We start from the raw sequence: 20,042 nt of genomic DNA on the forward strand, positions 1-20,042 counted from the left end.
TTCTATCGAAATTTCGACATCATTCAACAAAAATATGCCCCAACCGGTATCACTAGCAAACCCAATGAAAAAGCACGGCAATCGCCGCGCTATTTTCTCCATTCATGCTTCAACAATCCATATAAGAACATATCATGCCTTTGTAAATCCCTCTCAAGAAATTCGCGATATGTACCTTCTTTTTTAAATCCGAGCTTCTCATACAATGCAATGGCTCTAGCGTTATATGAAAATACGGTCAATTGAAGACGATGCAAGTTAAGCTCACAAAAAGCAAATTCAAGCACCCGTTCCATTGCCTCACTACCAAATCCTTGCCCATGCAAGTTCTCTTCACCAATAAAAATTGACACCCAAGCTGTCCGGTGTGACCAAAGAATACCATCGATGGCAGCATGTCCGAGCAAATCGTCGTTTTCTTTGTTTCGAATCGCAAATTTGAATTGATTTGTACCATTATCTTCAATCCACTTCTCCCACTCAGTTTCGCTTTTTGGGGTAAAAGGGAGGGCATCATAATTTCTCATCAAAGAATCTTTCTTTTGCCATTTCATGAAAGATGATACATCTTTTTTAACGAGACCATCTAAGTAAATCCTATTCCCATTTAACATACTTTTCGTTTCCAAACCAATCACCTCATCGTGATAAAATTCGGCATACGCAAGAGATTTCCTTTTAACTGATGGCTGTTTTCGCAAATATTGTTGCTTTTACGAAAGGCTCTGTTAATCTTGGTTGTTGATTTTCGCTCCATGGCTCTCCCTTTCCGCGGGCGGTTCGGGAGCCTCCTCGTCGCTTCACTCCTGCGGGGTCTCCCCTGACCCGCTTTCCCCGCAGGACATTGATTATCTTCCCCGAATCAACCCACGCACGAAGAAAAGGCGATAGCCTTTTCGAGGAGTCTCGCACCCTTCCGCTACAATCAACAAAGCTAAAAATCAACATTGGTCTTTAACAAAGCCTTGCGAAAAAGGAAACCATCACGTATGGATTTTTTTCGTACTCTTTTCTTCAACATAAAGTTCTATACTCTAAATCCCTAATGGTTTTAATCCAATAAAAACAAAGTTTAAGAAAAGAGCCTAACTGATTAAATTTTTCACCACTTTTTGGAGAAGGGTATCACCAGAAATAATTGCCTCTCCACCACCTTGAGCCATGACGTCATTTCCGCCACCTTTTCCATTTATCAATGGCAGTGCTTCACCCATGATTGCTTTCATGCTCACATTAACTTGTGATCCTCTGGCTGCTACGATTTGCAAGCGACCATCACTCTCCGACACAAGGATGGCGATGCTGTCATCAGCTAGTCCTACCGTACTCTTTGCAAGTTTTTGCAACTCCTGCATCGAACGATTTACCATGACTTTGGTTACGAATCGAACTTTCCCATCACTCTGACAATCTTGGATTAATTCTTTTGCTTCAAATTGCAAGAGAGCATCGCGTGCATCTTCAAGCGACTTTTCAAGAAATTTATTATGCTCGAGAACGCGGAACGCTGCTTTCTCCATGTCTTGTTCAGGAGCATTCAATAGCTTGGTCATTGTTAGAAGCACTTTCTGTTTATGGTCTAGCTGCGTAAGCACTCTGTTTCCACAAACAAACTGAACGCGCACTTTCTTCTTTTGACGCTCCCAATCAAGAATCTTAATTGCTCCGACCTGACCTGTAGATGATGGATGTGTTCCACCGCAACCGTTATAATCGAAGTCTGGTATGATGACAAGACGAATATCCCCTGCTACTTTCGGCATCTTCCTCATAGGATATTGATGAAGCTCTGAATCTGTTGTCCACTTCGTTTCAATGGGACGATTTTCTAATATGATGCTATTCGCTAAAGCTTCAGCAGCTGAGGCCTGCTCCTCAGACAAGTCTTCAATCGCTAAATCAATCGTTAAGGTTTCTTTTCCGAGGTGAAAACTGATCGTTTCAAATCCTAACACCGAGTCAAAGGCAGCTGATAAAATATGCTGCCCGGCATGCTGCTGCATGTGATCAAAACGTCGTTCCCAATCAATCACACCTGTTACAGAATCCCCAACCTCTTCAAAAGGCTTTTCTATGTAATGACGTATTTCACCGTCCACTTCTTCAACATCGATTACTTCTATACCGTCTATTGTGCCTGTATCATGTGGTTGCCCTCCACCGGTAGGATAAAAGGCGGTTTCGGACAAAACTGCGTACCATCTTCCTGATTCGTCTTGTTTTTGGTAACTGACTTTCGACGAAAAAGTTTTTGTGTAAGGGTCTTTATAATAAAGTTTGTGCTCCATCTTTAGTACTCCTCTATAAAGCGATATTTTGTGGTTTTTTCGGTACATGGGTTTGTTGCGAAATGTAGCTATGCAAAAACATGCCTGCCATTAGCACAACGATCCCAATCCATGACAAAGTTGAAGGCATCGCGGCCGATAACAGGATGACTTCTCCAGCTAGAGCAAACACAACTTCCATCGATTGGGTTGCTTCAACCGAAGCGAGCATCTTCATATTACCTCTGACAGAGTCAGTTGCCTGAAAAAAAAGTACCGTCGCTATGACTCCTGAACATACAGCCACCAAGCCTGATTGAAAAATTTGGCCTCCAGTCGGTAAGCCTACGTTTACCACCCCATAGACCGATAGCAATATCCAAAAAGGCATGCTCGCTATTGTCATCCCTAGCACTCGCTGATACGCATCCAGTCGCCCCTCACATACCTCCATCATTTTTCGGTTGCCGAGAGGGTATGCAAACGATGCGATTATGATAGGGATAATCCCGAGCCACAAATCCTTACTCTCTATTTTTCCAGCATGCTCAATCTGCATCAAAAACACACCAATAAGAATAATACTGGACATCAATAGCCCTTTTACAGGAATCATTCCTTTTTTCAGGACGAATCCGTTTTCCGTTTTTACTTTTTCATAAAAAAATGGAACAAGGAGCGACCCTGAAATGATCGTTATCTGCCATGTCCCTGCGATCAGCCAGCCAGGGGAATAACTTGCTGTAAAACAAATCGGCGCATAAAACAATCCAAAGCCAACTGTACTCCACAGCAACCACTTGCCTGGCTTCTCTTTCATTACGTTGAGTAACGATCGAAGATTCCCTCTACCTGCCACAATAATAAGCAGCAATGGAACCATAAAATAATACCGGAGTGAAGCACTCCATATCCAACTACCCCCAGACAATTCCATTGCTCGGTTTAAAACGAATGTAAAAGCAAAGAAAAAAGCTGAAAAGATTCCAAGCATGAGTGGACGCATGTTTCCCCCTCCATTTATATAGCCTCGTGTTAATGTTTTCGACGAATTCTCTCTATTACCTGTTCCAAATCATCCGGCCTTAGAAATTCAATTGGTGAAAACCCTTTTTCAAAAACCACCGAGTCAGCTTCGACCATTAACACATATTTATGATTGATCTTCGCTAAATGTACACTATCTCCATAATCTGAAAGGAGTCCTTTCACTGATATATGATCCAGTTTCATTTTCAACTCTAGATCTGGAGTATGCTCGACGATTTGTGCTGCTGCCTCAATGACTTCCTCATTCGTGAATCGCTCTTGGATTTCACGCTTGTCGCTCGTTGCCCAAACCTCCATAGCCGTTTCTAGGCGTTCACGTTCTTCTGGATCGCTTTCGGTTGCATAGTTTTCTTCCATATGGCCTCTTACAATTTCCATCACCTGTGATTTGACGATTTCAGGCATCGATTGGCCATATTCCACATACTTCAAAAAATCTTCAAAATAACGTGCGTGTGAAGACTGATTGATTTTCAATTCATGCTCCTCTATCATGCCTTCTTCTGGCATAAATGGATATTGAATCGATTTCATGTTCTTTGTGGTAATCGCCATTTCCACATTTCTAATCAGTGTCGCTTCATCGGAAATCGAAGCCACTTTCGGTTCAAAATCGCATTTGAGGATAAAAACAAATGGCTCATCGAAATATTTCCTAAGCTTTGCTGATGCAACAAGGAATACCCCACCACGGACAGCACTTGTATCTAGATACGCGGTAACAAACTTCTCACTTTCAGCATAAAATGCTTCTTTGGAATCAGCATGTCTCACGCGATTGAAGAGATTATAGTTTGGATTCGAAGTGAGGTCATGACCCTCTTCTACGACGAAATAACCGATTTTTGTCGGCACTTCCTCCGTCTTCGGATGTCGATCAACTTTCCGTTTTGAAATTTTAGTAAATTCTCCGTCTAAAAAGTCCTTTAAAGAACTATTTTCATATTCTGTTTCATCTAATGTCTGAAAATGCTTATAACGCTTATCCGCTTGATCGCCCTTACCTTCAACCTGAACGACAAAAAAGGATAAGTATTTAACTTCAAAATCCACTACATTCACCCAGCTTCCTTCATTACTTTCATCAGTATAAAAAAGCAGGTTACATTCGTCAATTTTACCAAGCCAGACAACACGAGTGATTTACTCACCATTATTGACCTTTATTCATTCATTCTTTATAATGAAAGAGTCTTTCTATTCAGCACGACCGAATAAGCTTCAATGAAAAAGCTTCAGCGTACTGATCGAGCCACTCCTTGAATCTTCTTACTGCGATCAGGGCGAGATAGTACGACTACTTAAATTCATTATATTATGTCTCAGTAGCTCAGTAGGATAGAGCAACAGTTTCCTAAACTGTAGGTCGGAGGTTCGAATCCTCTCTGGGACATCCAAAAACCCTTAATAAATCAACATTCTTGCTTGCTCCTTTAAGAGCAACAAATAACAAAAACTTTGGATTGCCGAAAATGAAATGGACCCTCTCATATTGAGAAGGGTCCATTTTTGTTTAGATTGCATTTTTTGCAAAAGCAGATCGCTGTCTTAGTCAACAAAAGCTTTCCGTTACTTATATAAAAAATAAGATTTAGACTTCATAATAATTGAATTAGGATTCCTTGTTCATAAGATTTTTACTAATTAACTCAATAAGTTTTTCTTCATACAATAATGAGGACGTTTTAAACTTTGTAAATAAGAATGTTTACTTAGCAAAGTATGGGATCATCCTTGGGTACCTGGCTTTAACCTGGCAGCGACTTCACGAGCCGCTTTGACAGTTTTGTACAATATCAACAGGCACCCTCATTATTAATTAAAACTTTTTTTCAATTCTTCTAATGTTAGATTTTTAGTTTTTTCAACTGGTTTATTGGACGTTGGGAAATATGGATTGATGGACATGAAGTTCTTTTCGACATAGTTGAAGTCAATAATGTCAACAACTCCATCTTTGTTAAGATCTTCTTTCAATCTATCCCCTGATATTCCAGCATTGTTTGCAACCAGCTTTGCGTCATAAATATCAATTACATGATCTCCGTTGACATCACCGGCAGCAGTCGTATCCGTATATATAGAATAGAAATTACCTTGGACTTTTCCATCAATTGTCCTGCTTAAAGTTAATTTTTTACTATATAAGAAATGACCAGGGATATCTACGATTAACGTATATTCATCTTTCGTTGCAGGGATATCCGTATACGTCATATACCCATTTTCTGAAATATCCGCAGTGTACTTTTTACCGTTTTTATCAACCAGATAAGCTTTTGTCCCAATTCTTGAATAATCCATATCATAGTTGTCCAAATTAACTGCTTCACCATGATAGTAACCTTCTACCCATGAGTGCTGAGAGTGGAATTTAAACTTTTCAGCAAATGTTGGTAAAGTAAACTTACTACCGGAGTTTGTTTGATATGAAGATTCTTGATAATAGAATGAACTTTCTACCATGTAATTATGGTCATCGACTACTTTTAATTTGATATCTAATAAATCAATATCATCATTGATTGAAACCGGTAATTGTGTCTTTTTATCTGAAATATCTACAGCAAATGTTGAAATCTTAGACCAATATTCTTCTTTAATTTGTGGCTTTGCAACATTAATAGTCCAATTATTTTTATTTGCAAGATCTTCTAGCTGTTTTGATGGCTTAACGTCTACAACTTTATAGAAATTAGGGACATCGATTGTTACAGTTGCACTTGTTAAATCTTTCGCGTTTTGAACTGTAAATGTATTTACAAACTCCGATCCAAGACTTACACCTTTTGTATTTGGTTTAATTGTAGAATATTGAGCTCCTTTATTAATAAAAGTAAACTCTGGGAAAATCGGATTTCCTGCAGTAGCGTAATCATAAGTATAGATTCTTACATTAGTTGGATAGTTTGCATATTCTTCTGGTAGGACACCAAATTTAAATTCACCATTTGCATTTGGGAAAAATTCAGCTGTTGGCCAAAAAGAATCTTGATAAGCGTACGCGGTATTTGCCTCTTGAGTGATGTCATGTCCTCTAGTTTTTAAATAGTCAATCGTATCATCATACAATTTCCCATGCACCCAATAGGCTGTATAATCTTGTCCGTCATAACTTTCCGTTGTTAAATCTGAATCTGAAAGTTCTTTGATTCCTGTTTTCTTATCAAATTCCAGTGTTGGAGCAGTATTATCGATCACCATGTCATTATCAATCTTATATGTTTTACCATCTACTCCTGTTCCAATATAAGAAACAATGTATTTACCCTCTTTAAGTGGTTCATATTCAAGTGATAAAGGTTTATTCGGATCACCTGTAAAATGTTTTACTTCACCTGAAAATCCGAAAAATATTAAGTAATCCGTATCAACTGAGGTATTTTCTAAATTAAATGTGCCATAAAACCCAATTGGTTTTCCATCTAGGTCGCTAACCACTACATCAATCGTTTTCATATGACTATTTAACTTGAAACTGACTGGTGTAAACGGCTCGATGTATGGATGAAAGTTACTAAGGTCATTCGTTATTGCATGTTTATAAAATTCTAGTTTTTCGAATCCAGGTTTAGAATAACGAACATGGAAAGGAATTTGATATTCTGCTGTTTTTGATTCATTTTCAATATAAATATATCCCTGATATATACCAAATTCTGCATCCGCTGGAATGGATATTTCTGCATTAATATTTTTATTCTCATTATCATTCACATCAATCGTTGATGGTAATTGAAGCGTCACACCATTCTTACCAGCTTCCTTTGAGACACCATCGATTGTTAAAAATTCAACTCTAGTATGATATGTTTCTAGTTCACTACTTAAATTCTTAATAGATATCGAGGTTATTCTATTTTGAGTCTCACTTGATTGTGAAATACTGCCAAAAGGTATAGATCCTGAGATGTCATCGATTTCTATTTTAAATCCAGCTGCATCCAAGGTAGTCGTCTTATTTTGAACTTCAAATAACGTTGTATTGTGGACTGCTTCATAAGCATCTACACGTCCTGCTCCAACTTCATTCACATTGTACTTACGACCTTTTAAAGGATCCGCAGTATTCATAAGCGCTGCTTTTACATCTGCAACTGTATAATCTGGATGTGATTGTAATAATAAAGCTGCAACTCCAGCAACATGTGGTGTTGCCATGGATGTTCCACTTAAACTTGCATAACCACTAGAATAATCGACACCATCTTCTGGACTATTAATATATTCTGGAACAGTAGAGAATGTAGAAACCCCAGGTGCTATTACATCTGGCTTAATATCAAAGTTATTACTAACTGGACCACGTGAGCTAAAATCAGCTAATACATCACCTGTTGTCATATTTGACTGTAAGTCTGTTAATTTAAGTTTAGCTGTAGGATCTGCTTTTAATTTTTCTGAAAGTTTTACTCCGTCGGCATGTAACATTTTAAATGTTGGGATATAACCATGATTTTCACCTAAGAAAAATGGAATCTCTCCATCGATATGATTATAAATCAATACCGCTACAGCACCTTTTTCGTGAGCTCGACGAATTTTTTCATCAAATGATATCTCGCCACGAGCAATTAATGCCACTTTCCCATTAACGTCTTTGTCAGTATAATCCTCTTCTGTACCAATACCTACTTCAACAACATCATACTCTTTATCAATTAACTTTAGATAATCATTACCAAGACCATGCCCCATTAATGTATTTTGAACTGAAATATCTGCTAAACTCGCATTAACGGTTGGAATATCAGTCGGCACATCACTTGCACCAACAGTGATAGCTAGTGGAGAAGCACCTGGTGAACCTAACGTACCAGGTGTTGGCCCTGAATTTCCTCCGGCTATAACTGGTATGACCCCTTTTAATGCTGCATTGTTGATTGCTACAGATGTAGCGTCTAAGGAATGATTATTACCATTACCTAATGATAGATTAATAACATCCATTCCATCTTCTACCGCTCTTTCTATACCTGCGATAACCGATGAATCATATCCTGATCCATATTCTCCTAATACTCGATATGCATACAAGTCAACATTCGGAGCTACACCTGTCATGGCATATTCAACATCATTTTTAGGGTTAGATGCAATTGTTCCAGCAACATGGGTTCCGTGTTCTGTATAGTATGCAGTACCGTTTATCGTTTCAGGTTGACCAGATGCGAGCCATTGCTCTCTAGTTGTTTCCATTGGATCAGAGTCATTTTCGACAAAGTCATATCCGCCTTTATAAACATCTTTTAAATCAGGGTGATTATAGTCGATCCCAGTATCAAGCACTCCAACTTTGATTCCTTGACCTTTTAAGCCCTCATTATGTAAACGATCAACTCCTATATGAGGAAGCGCTGGTGGAATTACTTTTCCAGTTGTTGGTTCTTGAGTAGTAGTCGATTCATTTATCGGTAAACTAACGACATTGTCTTTCCAAATCCTTTTAACTACACCAGTCTGAAGCAAGGTATTAATTTCATTTGTAGGAATCGTCATAGCCATTCCATTAAACACATTCTGGTAAGTTTGTTTAATTTGAAAATGAATTGAATTTTCTTTTAATTTCGGGTTCAATTCCTTCTTTTTATTGAAAAGCTCTTCTAAGCGTTGCTTGAAATGTTCCTGTTCTCCTTTAATCTTTTCTACTTTATTTTTAGATGTACCTTTTGTGTTTGATTGCTGAGCATTTTCGACCGGAGATGTTTTGAACTCAACAATGACATTTGCTGTTTTATCTTTAAGTGACAACAAACTTGGATCAATGATGAATCCTTCTTGTGGGGTTAATCGTTTTATAGACTGTCGTTGTTCTTCTGTTAGTCCTTTTAAGATCGATTCTGCAGAATGTGATATAGCATAGGTTTTTTGCTGAGGCATTAAGTAAGATGTAAGTAAACTGGATGCTATTACACCTGTTACCATAACATTTAGAAATCGTTTCTTTCGAATTTTCATTAATCGATGCTCCTTCTGCTAATTTAATTTTAGCTACAAATTTTAAACCTATTATTTTCTAAAAATAATAAATCTAGCAGGTTTTCCTTAATAAAATGGTTACATATTCCTATGAGCATCGCTTTCCTCCCTAAAGAAAGATAGTGTAAAATAAGAGTGTGAATAATTAGACAACTCTATTAATTCATATTGTACTTGAGCTTTTATTGTCGGTAAATTGGGGGAATTATTCTACGAGTTTTCCTAATTTGACTATACGATTTGACGGAGCCCTTGTAGAATATTGTCAAACTTTGAAGAATTAAACGTTTTTTTGCAAAAAGTTAAGTAGTATGATTGCTAGAAAATGATAATTTTGGAACTATATTGAAAAAATCATTTTTGTACTTGGGGGAATCTTGGTTTCCTTTACTCAAAACTATCAAAATAGAATTTTTCTAAAAGGAGAATTTCAATATGTATGAGGGGAAAATCATAAAGTTTTATCGCGAAAAATACCAAATGACTCAAGAGCAATTAGGAAAAGGGATTTGTTCTGGAACACATATTAGTAAAATAGAGCGTTTACAAACTGAATATGCACCTGAAATTGTCACTCTTTTATCCGAGCGACTAGAAATTAATATCGAAAATGAAATAATAAAACTAAAGAATATAAAAAAGCGTTTAAATCATTGGCATGATGTGATTGTCATGCAATTATTTGAAGAAATGGATCTTATAAATCATGAACTAGAGCAAGAAGAGTTAATTCAAATCTCTGATTATATCAATCTTTACAAAATACTTCGGGTTAGGTATTTATTAATGCATAATTTGACTGATGAAGCATCAGTCATCATCGATGAAATCCAAAAGGAAGAACATAAGTTATCATCCTACGAAGCTAATCTATTCAAACACGTTTTAGGAGTATTCTATTTAGCGAAACATGAAAATCTCAAAGCAATTCAAGCATTAAAGTCAATAAATGATACAGATTACTATAACAAAGAATATTCCTATCATTTAGCAGTCGCGTATCATTTAAACGAATCACCTGTTATGGCTTATTTTTTTGCAGATAAATCGCGTCAATTTTTTAAAGAAATTAATAACTATCTCAGAGTGATTGATGCAGAAATGCTTATGGCGATTCAAGTAAAAGATGATGGAGATTTTAAAGAGACCATCCAGAGGTTTGAAAGCTTAATCAAAAGCTGTGAACTTTGTAATTCACCTGTTCGTAAGGCAAGGGTATTACACAATTTAGCCTTTGAATACTTTAGAAGAAAAAATTATGCCCCAGCGAATAAATACTATAAAGAGTCAATGAGTCTTAAAAATAATGATTCAAGCCCTTACTTACTTTCTTTAGAAGGCTATATAAGAAGTGCATATTATGGGAGTTTACTTCCAACATATGAATTATTACAACTGACAAATGAAGGACTAGAAAAAGCTCTAAAGAAAAATGAACAATTATATATAAACTTATTTACTTTACTTGGTTATTTAATTCAAAATAAAGAACAGGAATACCATCAATACTTATCTGATTATTCATTACCTTTGTTTAAAAAATTTGGCTTTGTTTATTTAATTAAACGTTCCAAAAAAGAATTGTTTAATTATTATTTTAACAAAAAACAAACTGGTAAAGCCTTAAAAATAGCCAATGTATTGATTAATCATTAAATAGAAAAGGCATGCCACAATTAGAGTTATGCCTTTTTTTAACTAAATATTGCAAATAGGTCTCAACTCTATTAGTTTGAAAAGTACTCAATATAATTCCAATTAGGAGTTTCCCTAGAACCGAAGGCTGTCCTAATCTCACACTTAGTCTACCAGCGATTTTTGATGCAATTAAAATAATGGCTACTTGAAAATTAACATTACATTTACAACCTTTCGGGACGGTTTTATGCAAGCAAAGTGCCTACATTAAAGAAATGCCGATTACTATTGGGACATTGATTGCTGTAAACCAAAATGTGTTTGAGCCGCCTTTAAAAAAGAAGCACTTGCTAAGATTACGCAGAAAAGTGATTATTAAAAAATCAAAAATAAAAAGCTAACTCTCTATAGGCTTTTTAACCAAAAACACTGTCTTACATCCTCATCCTTACAGGATATATCCCCTTTTTTTTCTCCTAAAAATACTTACTAGTTTTTTCACTTCCTCATCCGGGTATAGTACATCATTTCTATCGATAACGGACTATATTGAAATGAGGGCATATCTATGAAACTGCATAACGGAAGTTTGTATTGGCCAAATACACTTCAACCAAAAGACTGGATGGTTGAACAATCGGAAAAAGCAAATAAATATGACATAGTTATTATTGGTGGAGGAATGGCAGGGGCTTTGAGTGCTTATGCTCTCATTCAAGAAGGCTTAAAGGTTGCCATTATTGATAAAGGGAAGATGGGCATGGGAAGTTCGGCTGCCAATACAGGTCTATTACAATTTTCTAATGATATTATGCTTCATGAACTGAGCAAACAAATCGGAGAAGATAAAGCGGTTCGTTTCTATAAGCTGTGTCAAACGGCGATGGATCAACTAGCAGCAGTGGCTCAGTCTTTACCTTTTGAGAGTGATTTTATTCGCAGGAAAAGTATTTACTATGCCAGCATGGAAGAGGATGTCGATAAATTAAGGAAGGAATTCTACGCTCTCAAAAAAAATGGTTTTCCTACAGACTATTGGACAAATAAAGAAATGACCAACCATCTACCCTTTTCAAAGCCTGGAGCACTCGTTACTTATGGGGATGCAGAGGTTAATCCTCTTAAGTTTATCCGGGGAATCCTCACCTTTTTACAAAAGAAAGGTGTTCATTTGTTCGAGGAAACAGAGGTTTTAAAAGTAAAAGAGCAGAGTGAACATGTCACAGTTGAGACTTCCTTAGGTAATTTGCGAGCTTCGAATGTCATTTTTGCAACTGGTTATGAACCATTACCAATTTTGAATGCTCTCCCTTCAGATATTAACCGTTCTTATGCCATCGCTACTGAACCGATACCCGATTTATCCGAATGGATAGATCAAGCTCTTATTTGGGAGACGAAACGACCATATCTATATTTACGTACCACAGCTGATGGACGAATCATTGCTGGTGGCTTAGACGAGAATATCTCTTTCCCGCCTGAAAACGAAGACTGGATTCATAACCGCGCTCAAAGGTTAAAACAGGAAGTAGAAAAGCTATTTCCTATGCTTCCTATAAAAATTGCCCATGCGTGGGGTGCCAGTTTTGGGGAATCTCTTGATAACCTACCCTTTATTGGAGTTCATCCTGGGAAAAAGCGCCTCTTTTATTTATTAGGATATGGAGGAAATGGCACAGTTTACAGTATGCTCGGCTCTCATATATTAAGAGATTTGATCTTAAAGCGTCCAAACGATGGCGCCGATATCGTTTCACTCACCCGCTCATCAAGAAAAAGGATTTTTCAAAAGCAAAAGCATGACCTGAACCTGCCACTCTATGGTTAGGACTTATAGATGATTCTCTTGAATTGCAGTCAGTCTAATTTATCGACGCGATTTATCAATATATCGATATGGATTTGGAATATATCAATATGATTTCACAGTTTATCGATACGAATTCTTCATATATCAATACGATTTCCTCATATATCGATATGACGACAAATTCCGACACACATTTCTCCCAACCGGTACTACAATAGATACCAAATACAATGATTTTGAACACTCAGGGAGCTAAGCAAATGCAGCAGAAATGCTATTGTTTGGAGATTTTCAGAAAACAATACGGTGAGCACGTCAAAGGTGATTGTTTAAAGACGGCGTGTGCGCGTTATCGAGCCGAGAAAGAAAAAGAAAAGCAAACCAAGATAAGTCCAAATAAAAAGACCAAATAGCCCCAACAGGCTTTTTGGTCTTTTGTACATTCACCTACATCATGATGCCGCCGTCCACATGAATGACAGTGCCATTCACGTAATCTGATTCATCAGAAGCGAGGAATAAATAAGCGTTAGCCACATCTTCTGGCTTGCCTAAGCGTCCTAGTGGCACCATCAGCTGCATCTGCCCAAGTACCTTTTCAGGAATGCCTGCTGTCATTCCTGTCTCAATAAATCCTGGGGCAACAGCATTTACATTTATCCCCTTACGTCCAAGTTCTTTTGCCCAAGTTTTTGTCATACCAATGACGCCCGCTTTAGTAGCCGCATAATTCGTTTGTCCAACATTCCCGTAAACGCCCGTTACCGAAGACGTATTAATGATTTTCCCTTTACCTTGGCCAGCCATAACTGGCAATATTGCCTGAGCACAATGGAATACTCCCATTAAGTTCACATCAACAACACTCTGAAAATCTTCCGGCGTTAATTTTGCCAGCATTGCATCTTTCGTTATTCCTGCATTATTAACTAAAATATCTATTTTCCCATACTTGTCCAGCACGGATTTCACCATTCCATCGACACTAGCTCGATCCGTCACGTTGACCTGAAAAAAAGAGGCGTCATAGCCCTTCTTTTTCAATTCTTCCAGACGTAATTCCCCTGTCTTGGCATCGTAATCTGCCAATGCAACGAGTGCACCTTCCCTTGCAAATATCCCTGCTGCCGCATATCCGATTCCATTTGCCCCACCAGTGATGACGGCTACTTTATTTTCTAATCTCATAAAAAAATCCCCCGTAATTTATTCTTAATTTTCTAATTATTTTACCATAACATACGAAAAAAAGAACTTGATAGTGATCAAGTTCTTAAAATTCTACGTCGACTTCATTAAATGGCCAATAACGTAAATTTACTTTTCCTACAACTTGGTCAGCTGAGATAAAACCAAAATGCCGACCGTCCCAGCTTTCTAGCCTATTATCCCCGAGAACGAATAATTTCCCTTTTGGGACAACTTTCTCACCTGTAATCTCCTCTAAAGTAAAATTCCCTGTTAACTTTCCATCCAACGCTTTTTCACGATATACGTCCAAGAATGGCTCTTCATACTTTTTCCCGTTGATGAATAATACATCATCCTTGTATTCGATTTTATCCCCGGGTAATCCAATGATGCGCTTTACGAAATCTTCTTCTTTGTTGGCATGAAACACAATTACGTCAAAACGATGCAAATCACTTATCTCGTAACCTAACTTATTGACAACCAGTTTATTTCCATCTTGGAGAGTCGGCATCATCGACTCTCCTTCCACAACATAATTAGAGACGAAAAATGTACGAATAAAGACAAAGATGATCATTCCAATGGCAAAAGCTTTAAACCACTCGACCCCTTCTTTTTTCCATTTCTCTTTCATTCTTCACTCTCCCGATTATTATTGTTTTGTTATATCATCCTTTATCTCTGTCCCCATATTTAATCTTACTTCAATTCTTTTCCCAACATACCAAAGAATAAAAATCACCAGTACCACGATTGCCGTACGAAGCGGTTTCGTCACTAATGCCTGCAGATCATAGCCGACAAAGCTTATCGTAAAAATCATGACCATCTTCCCTGTGATGACCGCCAACATATATTGGGCAATGCTTACTTTTGAAAGCCCTGCGACGATGTTTACAACGGCGGAAGGTGTGAATGGAAAACAAAGCAGCAAAAATATAGGGCCAAACCCATGGCGTTCTATCCAATTCATGGATTTCCGAACTTGTGGATGCTTCTGTAAAAAAGACAATATCTTTTTCTGGCCATACTTTCTGACGATTAAAAAAATTAATAGCGCACCTGTACATGCACCAATCCACGAATATAAAAAACCAAGCCAAAGCCCAAAAGCACTAGCGTTTGCCATGACGAATAAGAACAATGGCAAAAATGGCAGAAAGGCTTCAAGCATAGGTAAAAGTATCCCGGGCAATGGTCCAAACGAGCGATATTCACGGATGAGATCCATGATATTATCCATCGTGAACCATGCCCTCAGTGTTTCTAAATCCATATGCAAACCCCTCTAAGATAAACTTCTTCTATGTACTCCTGTTACTATTTTACACACGATAACAGGAGTGAAAACACTATTGCTGTAAAAATTGATGCAAAGCCTCTGTATTTTTTTCGATGTCTATTCTTAGGACTGCTCCAACACCACTAATTTTTTGGTCTTCAAAAGTTCCTTCCACAGGAATTCGGAAGGTCTCAAGCGTACCCCGGTCCTTTGAGAGAAAATCTTTTATCATGAATAATGCATCGGTTGTATCTACATTCGTATTCACATAGGGCGATACAACACCGACCAATTTTGGCAGTTTCGGAATCGTTTCAATGCTGGCAAGCTGACTGCCAACGTCTTTCACAACCTGTTGTTGGCGGTTTACACGACCAAAGTCCCCTATTGCATCATGACGAAAACGGACGTAGCCTAATAGATGTTTTCCATCCAGTTTTTGAATACCTGGTTTAAGGGTTACTCCGATATTCTCTGACATTTCTTTTTCCACATTTACTTCAACGCCGTCTGGAAATGCTTCATCAATTAATTGAACAAATCCTTCGAAATCCAAAATAGCGTAATACTGAAGTTCAATATCAAAGTTTTCCTTGATTGTTTGTCTCATAAGTTCTGGACCGCCTAGTGCGAAGGCTGCATTGATTTTATTTTTGTCATGTCCGGGAATATCAACATACGTATCCCTCATGATGGACGTTAGCTTAAAGGTGCCTTTATCTTCATTATAGTGTGCAATCATAATAGTATCTGCACGCGACTTTTCTTTTCCTCTAGCGTCACTTCCCAGTAATAGAATGTTTGTTAAACCAAATTGATCTTTTTTTCCTTCAAATTCATATACCTCTTGTTGTACTGGAGGTTTTTCGGAGCGTTCAACCGATTTTGATACTCCTTGTTGATATTGCCAATAAACGAAAGCAAATAATGCTGCTGCCATTAAAAAGAGCAATAACAGGACCTTACGCCAGATACTTCTTTTCTTTTGCTGATGTCTTTCTTGTCTCATACAAATCCATCCATTCCATTTATTTATGACCCTTACTATATTGGACTGTTTTTTTAGCTAATAAGTTTCTTATTCCCTATCATTTTCCCCTACCCTTTTTTCTTCTATAAAAAACTTTCACCAAAATCCACTTTTTTTTGCAGGAAAAAACCGCAAACCTAGTCGGAATGCGGTTTTTATGGTTTATTATAAATATTGATTAAACCAACAAACAATATGATTAAGACGGTCTATCCGAAGACTGGGGTGTCCGCTTCTCGACAGTTCATGGTTCTCTCCGGGGAAACGAACGAATTTCGTCTGTTTTCCAAGTCTCTTCAAAGCAATAAACAATTGCTCGGCTTGTTCGATAGGACAACGATAATCTTTTTCACTATGGAGGATGAGCAAAGGTGTTTCTACATTCTTTACATAGGCCAACGGCGAATGCTTCCACAATGTTTCAATGTCACTCATATCCGTTTTCATTTGCCATTCAGTGAAATAATAACCAATATCGCTTACACCATAAAAGCTGATCCAATTAGAAATCGAACGCTGTGTCACGGCTGCTTTAAAGCGATTCGTATGTCCCACAATCCAATTGGTCATAAATCCACCATAGCTCCCACCCGTGACTCCGAGACGGTTTTCATCAACGAAATCATATGTTTCAAGGACATAATCAACAGCGCTCATGAGATCCCCATAGTCGTTGCCTCCATAATCACCTCTGACTGCATCAACGAATTCTTGTCCGTATCCATGACTGCCTCTAGGATTTACAAAAACGATTGCATATCCATTTGCGGCGAGCTTTTGAAATTCGTGCATGTACGTATTCCCATACATCATATGAGGACCACCGTGGATTTCCAAAATAAGAGGATACTTTTTCCCTTCCTCAAATCCCACTGGTTTCATCAGCCAACCTTGAATATTCAACCCGTTCTCTCCGGTAAAATAAAAAGACTCAGCTTCCGAAAGTTGAATTTCATCTAAAAAGTTTTCATTCACATTCGTTAAGCGCTCTAATTTCCCTTCAGTTACCGTCAGTTCATACAAATCTCCCGTTTCGATTGTTGAACTGATTGCAATAACCGCCTTATCAAAACCATCTATTGAAAGTCCGTAGGCATGCTGTTGATCTAAAAGGGCAGGGTAAATCTCACCATTCAGATTTCCATAGTAGACAGCTGTACTTCCATAATCTGAGGCAAGAAAATAAAAGCTTTCACTATCGGCTGTCCATAGGATTCCAGGATTCACCGCACCATATTGAAAGTCACTGATCATCATGTCACCAACAGCCACATCCCAACTATCGGTGAGACAATTCATTGACTTTGATTCAAGATGATAAATCCACGCCTTTGGCAAAGTTGCATTTTTGAACTCACTTTCATGGCCAATCAATCCAAGGTATTTACCGTTTGGTGACCATGTTACATTGCCAAAGTATCCTGAACCTTCCGTTATTTTGGTTAGGCTTTTTTCTAAAACATCAAGCATGAAGACGTCCTGCAAGAACGAATCATCCTTATTCACATTTTGGTCTGCCCCGATGGCTAGATATTTTCCATCTGGCGACCAACAAAACAATTGATGATCTGTTTCTCCAGTAGTTAGTTGCTCCACTTTGCCCGTCTCTATTTCAAGAACGGCTATTTGTTTATAATCTCCGTTCCAAAATCCTTCCGCATCAGATTTATATTTCATTTCCTCAACTTCGAGAGGTGTGATCGTTGTTTTCTCTTCTTGATCAGCATTTTCAATCCTTGTATCCCCTCTCAACGATGTTGAGAAAGCAATCCTTTTCCCGTCTGGGGACCATACCGGATTGCTTGCACCACGCGGCAAAGAGGTAATTTGTTTCGCTTCTCCTCCATTGACGTTTAAGACGAACAATTGATTTTTACCATTTCTATTTGAAATAAAAACAATCTTTTGACCATCAGGAGACCACCGTGGAGAATGATTCTTTGATTCTCCAAATGTCCATTGTACTGGTTCGTCCTTTTTATGTAATGGAATCCATTTTAAGTGGGAATAATATTTTTGACTCTCCTTATTCATCATCGTTTCTACAAACACACAGCTATTCCCGTCAGGTGAAATCCTCGGGTCTGTTACGGAGTTTAATTTGTATAAGTCTTCTGCTCTTATTCCACGTTTTTGCATCGCTGAAATTCCACCTTTTTATTGATCGTTGCCCCTTTATTTCGACAATAGAAATATTATATCCTTCTTTCAAAGAAACTTCGTAAGTGATATTGCCTTTTATATTTATTTTTTGTATCATAAAAACGAACAAATGTTCTTATAATAAGAGGAGATTCTTTTTTCTGAAACAAAAAATCATATTGATTCAAGGAGTTGATTGTGATGACAAGAATCCCTGAACATGACCGTAATATTATGGAACAGGCCATTTACTTGCCAATGGTCTTAACTGTACTCCACAAGGATCTTATGGTTATTAACAACAGTCCTTTCAAACTGAAGAAACCGTATCTAGACTTGATTGAGGAAACGATGAAAGTAATTCAACGAGAGTTGTCTGAAGCAAAGAAGTACATGCGAACGAACAAGTTGCAAGTCATGCAAACTAAAAGGGATGATGCTTTTACGATGTTTTTATTCTTATACAAAGGATATGAAGAGCATCACAATTACTTTAATCCACGAATAAGAAATAAGGTTCAGGAACTCATGGATTATTATTTCATCCAAAGACATTTATCTGGAAATCGAAATAAGACAGAAGCTTTTTGATATTCCTTCACTCCATCATCTTGCGGGCAAAAAAAGAGTGAATATTCAATACTGGAAACCCATGACTAAAGGTAATCAGTATAGAACTCACTCTCATGCGAAAATATAGGCTCTCACTAAAAAAAGTATGTAAATATTCCTTAGCTTTTTCTCGGACTATGCATGTAATGGTCTTGGCGCTCCGAAGCTTCCATTTTGTGATTTCGATTCATAAGATAAAACGATTTTCGCTCAAGCATATCAATACGCTGAAGCATTTTGGTGCGTAAAAAAGCAGTACGCATCAACTGGTTTTCAAAGGAGTTGTATGAAATTGGGAATATGTAAGACTTTTTATTTTGAAAGACAACAAGTGTTTCAGTAGGATTATGCCGCTGGTGACTAATCACATGGTCGTGGGCAATCCATATGCAATCGGGGCGATTGGGTGATGTAGTTGGAAAAAAATAAAGATGATTCATGGAGTCAATGACAATCGGAACTTTATGAGTAACACCTGTAAGCAGAGTACTCCCCTCTTTTTTACCTTTAAAAGTCGCACCAAAGTACTCACAGCTATTTTCGATAATATCAAGCGGTTTAAAAGGAGACAAAAATTCATCCTGGACTTCTACTATTTCCGAATAAATCTTACTACCGTAAGTTACCGGCCTGATAAACATCGTAAACGGATTGATTTCATATTCTTCTATGGATGTATGACCCATCCTTCTCAACTCCTCAAAATGCTTTGCTTTTTATACTTAGGCTCTTTTCGTAAACTTTGTTGCTTTCACATACAAAAGTAAAAATCGGCTTCTGGATTTTTACGTTTTTTTATGAGTTCTTGGTTTAGGAACTTCTCGAAATGAGCCCCGAAGCCAAAAAGAATGCGGGATGAGAGTTTCATCCGAAAAACAACAATCAATGCGAAAACAGCCTATACTCATAAATCATATCATTTAACTTTGAAACATTTTGAAATTGAAGGAAATGTTACGAAAATATTCATAATATCAATCGCTAAAAAATATTTATCAGAAAATTATAAAAATTCGTTGATAATCACCTTGATTC

At 37.5% G+C, this 20,042-nt stretch carries 14 protein-coding genes and 1 tRNA gene; 4 read left to right on the plus strand and 11 right to left on the minus strand.

The annotated features are described in order from the left end of the window. Positions 1-89: 89 nt before the first annotated feature. The 4 genes from BMZ31_RS04095 to BMZ31_RS04110 all read right to left on the minus strand — a co-directional run bounded on the left by BMZ31_RS04095 (position 90) and on the right by BMZ31_RS04110 (position 4,370). The gene (locus BMZ31_RS04095) at positions 90-629 is read right to left on the minus strand and encodes a GNAT family N-acetyltransferase (RefSeq protein ID WP_254778575.1); all 540 of its coding nucleotides are present in this window, start codon (positions 627-629) and stop codon (positions 90-92) included. Between the two features lie 456 nt (positions 630-1,085). Continuing rightward, positions 1,086-2,288, minus strand: coding sequence for an alanyl-tRNA editing protein (locus tag BMZ31_RS04100; RefSeq protein WP_090830434.1), 1,203 nt, complete (start codon positions 2,286-2,288; stop codon positions 1,086-1,088). A 13-nt stretch (positions 2,289-2,301) separates the two neighbouring features. Next, positions 2,302-3,273, minus strand: coding sequence for a DMT family transporter (locus BMZ31_RS04105; RefSeq protein WP_090830435.1), 972 nt, complete (start codon positions 3,271-3,273; stop codon positions 2,302-2,304). A gap of 29 nt (positions 3,274-3,302) precedes the next feature. Next, the gene (locus BMZ31_RS04110; RefSeq protein WP_090830690.1) at positions 3,303-4,370 is read right to left on the minus strand and encodes a DUF3900 domain-containing protein; all 1,068 of its coding nucleotides are present in this window, start codon (positions 4,368-4,370) and stop codon (positions 3,303-3,305) included. A 266-nt stretch (positions 4,371-4,636) separates the two neighbouring features. Between BMZ31_RS04110 and BMZ31_RS04115 the strand changes: the two genes are divergently transcribed. Beyond that, positions 4,637-4,710 (plus strand) — tRNA-Arg (locus BMZ31_RS04115). Positions 4,711-5,132: 422 nt separating this feature from the next. On the opposite strand, the gene BMZ31_RS20870 is transcribed toward BMZ31_RS04115, so the two are convergent. Continuing rightward, a complete protein-coding gene (locus BMZ31_RS20870) occupies positions 5,133-9,275 on the minus strand; it encodes a S8 family serine peptidase (protein WP_090830436.1) in 4,143 nt (1,380 codons plus the stop codon). A 456-nt stretch (positions 9,276-9,731) separates the two neighbouring features. On the opposite strand from BMZ31_RS20870, the gene BMZ31_RS04125 reads away from it, so the two are divergent. Together BMZ31_RS04125 and BMZ31_RS04135 are read left to right on the plus strand one after the other, a co-directional pair. After that, positions 9,732-10,952 carry a helix-turn-helix domain-containing protein gene (locus BMZ31_RS04125; protein ID WP_090830437.1) on the plus strand — a complete coding sequence of 407 codons (1,221 nt, stop codon included), beginning with the start codon at positions 9,732-9,734 and terminating at the stop codon, positions 10,950-10,952. 550 nt (positions 10,953-11,502) lie between these two features. Beyond that, entirely contained in the window at positions 11,503-12,765 is a 1,263-nt protein-coding gene (locus BMZ31_RS04135) for an NAD(P)/FAD-dependent oxidoreductase (protein WP_090830439.1), read from the plus strand. A 429-nt stretch (positions 12,766-13,194) separates the two neighbouring features. Here the strand turns inward: BMZ31_RS04135 and fabG are convergent, their stop codons facing one another. The 5 genes from fabG to BMZ31_RS04160 form a co-directional block, all read right to left on the minus strand. Next, a complete protein-coding gene (gene fabG / locus BMZ31_RS04140) occupies positions 13,195-13,935 on the minus strand; it encodes a 3-oxoacyl-ACP reductase FabG (protein WP_090830440.1) in 741 nt (246 codons plus the stop codon). 85 nt (positions 13,936-14,020) lie between these two features. Continuing rightward, on the minus strand, positions 14,021-14,575 hold the full coding sequence (gene lepB / locus BMZ31_RS04145; RefSeq protein ID WP_090830441.1) for a signal peptidase I: 555 nt from the start codon (positions 14,573-14,575) through the stop codon (positions 14,021-14,023). A gap of 18 nt (positions 14,576-14,593) precedes the next feature. Beyond that, positions 14,594-15,217 carry a TVP38/TMEM64 family protein gene (locus tag BMZ31_RS04150; protein WP_090830442.1) on the minus strand — a complete coding sequence of 208 codons (624 nt, stop codon included), beginning with the start codon at positions 15,215-15,217 and terminating at the stop codon, positions 14,594-14,596. A 76-nt stretch (positions 15,218-15,293) separates the two neighbouring features. Further along, positions 15,294-16,232 carry an LCP family protein gene (locus tag BMZ31_RS04155; RefSeq protein ID WP_090830443.1) on the minus strand — a complete coding sequence of 313 codons (939 nt, stop codon included), beginning with the start codon at positions 16,230-16,232 and terminating at the stop codon, positions 15,294-15,296. Positions 16,233-16,418: 186 nt separating this feature from the next. Next, on the minus strand, positions 16,419-18,392 hold the full coding sequence (locus tag BMZ31_RS04160) for a S9 family peptidase (protein WP_090830444.1): 1,974 nt from the start codon (positions 18,390-18,392) through the stop codon (positions 16,419-16,421). A gap of 204 nt (positions 18,393-18,596) precedes the next feature. On the opposite strand from BMZ31_RS04160, the gene BMZ31_RS04165 reads away from it, so the two are divergent. Then, positions 18,597-18,986 carry a YhjD family protein gene (locus BMZ31_RS04165; protein WP_090830445.1) on the plus strand — a complete coding sequence of 130 codons (390 nt, stop codon included), beginning with the start codon at positions 18,597-18,599 and terminating at the stop codon, positions 18,984-18,986. A 140-nt stretch (positions 18,987-19,126) separates the two neighbouring features. Here BMZ31_RS04165 and BMZ31_RS04170 read toward each other — a convergent pair whose 3' ends face one another. Then, positions 19,127-19,693, minus strand: coding sequence for a competence protein ComK (locus BMZ31_RS04170; protein ID WP_090830446.1), 567 nt, complete (start codon positions 19,691-19,693; stop codon positions 19,127-19,129). Between the last annotated feature and the right edge of the window lie 349 nt (positions 19,694-20,042).

Source organism: Bacillus sp. cl95 (assembly GCF_900115925.1).
In the GTDB taxonomy this organism is placed as follows: domain Bacteria; phylum Bacillota; class Bacilli; order Bacillales; family Cytobacillaceae; genus Neobacillus_A.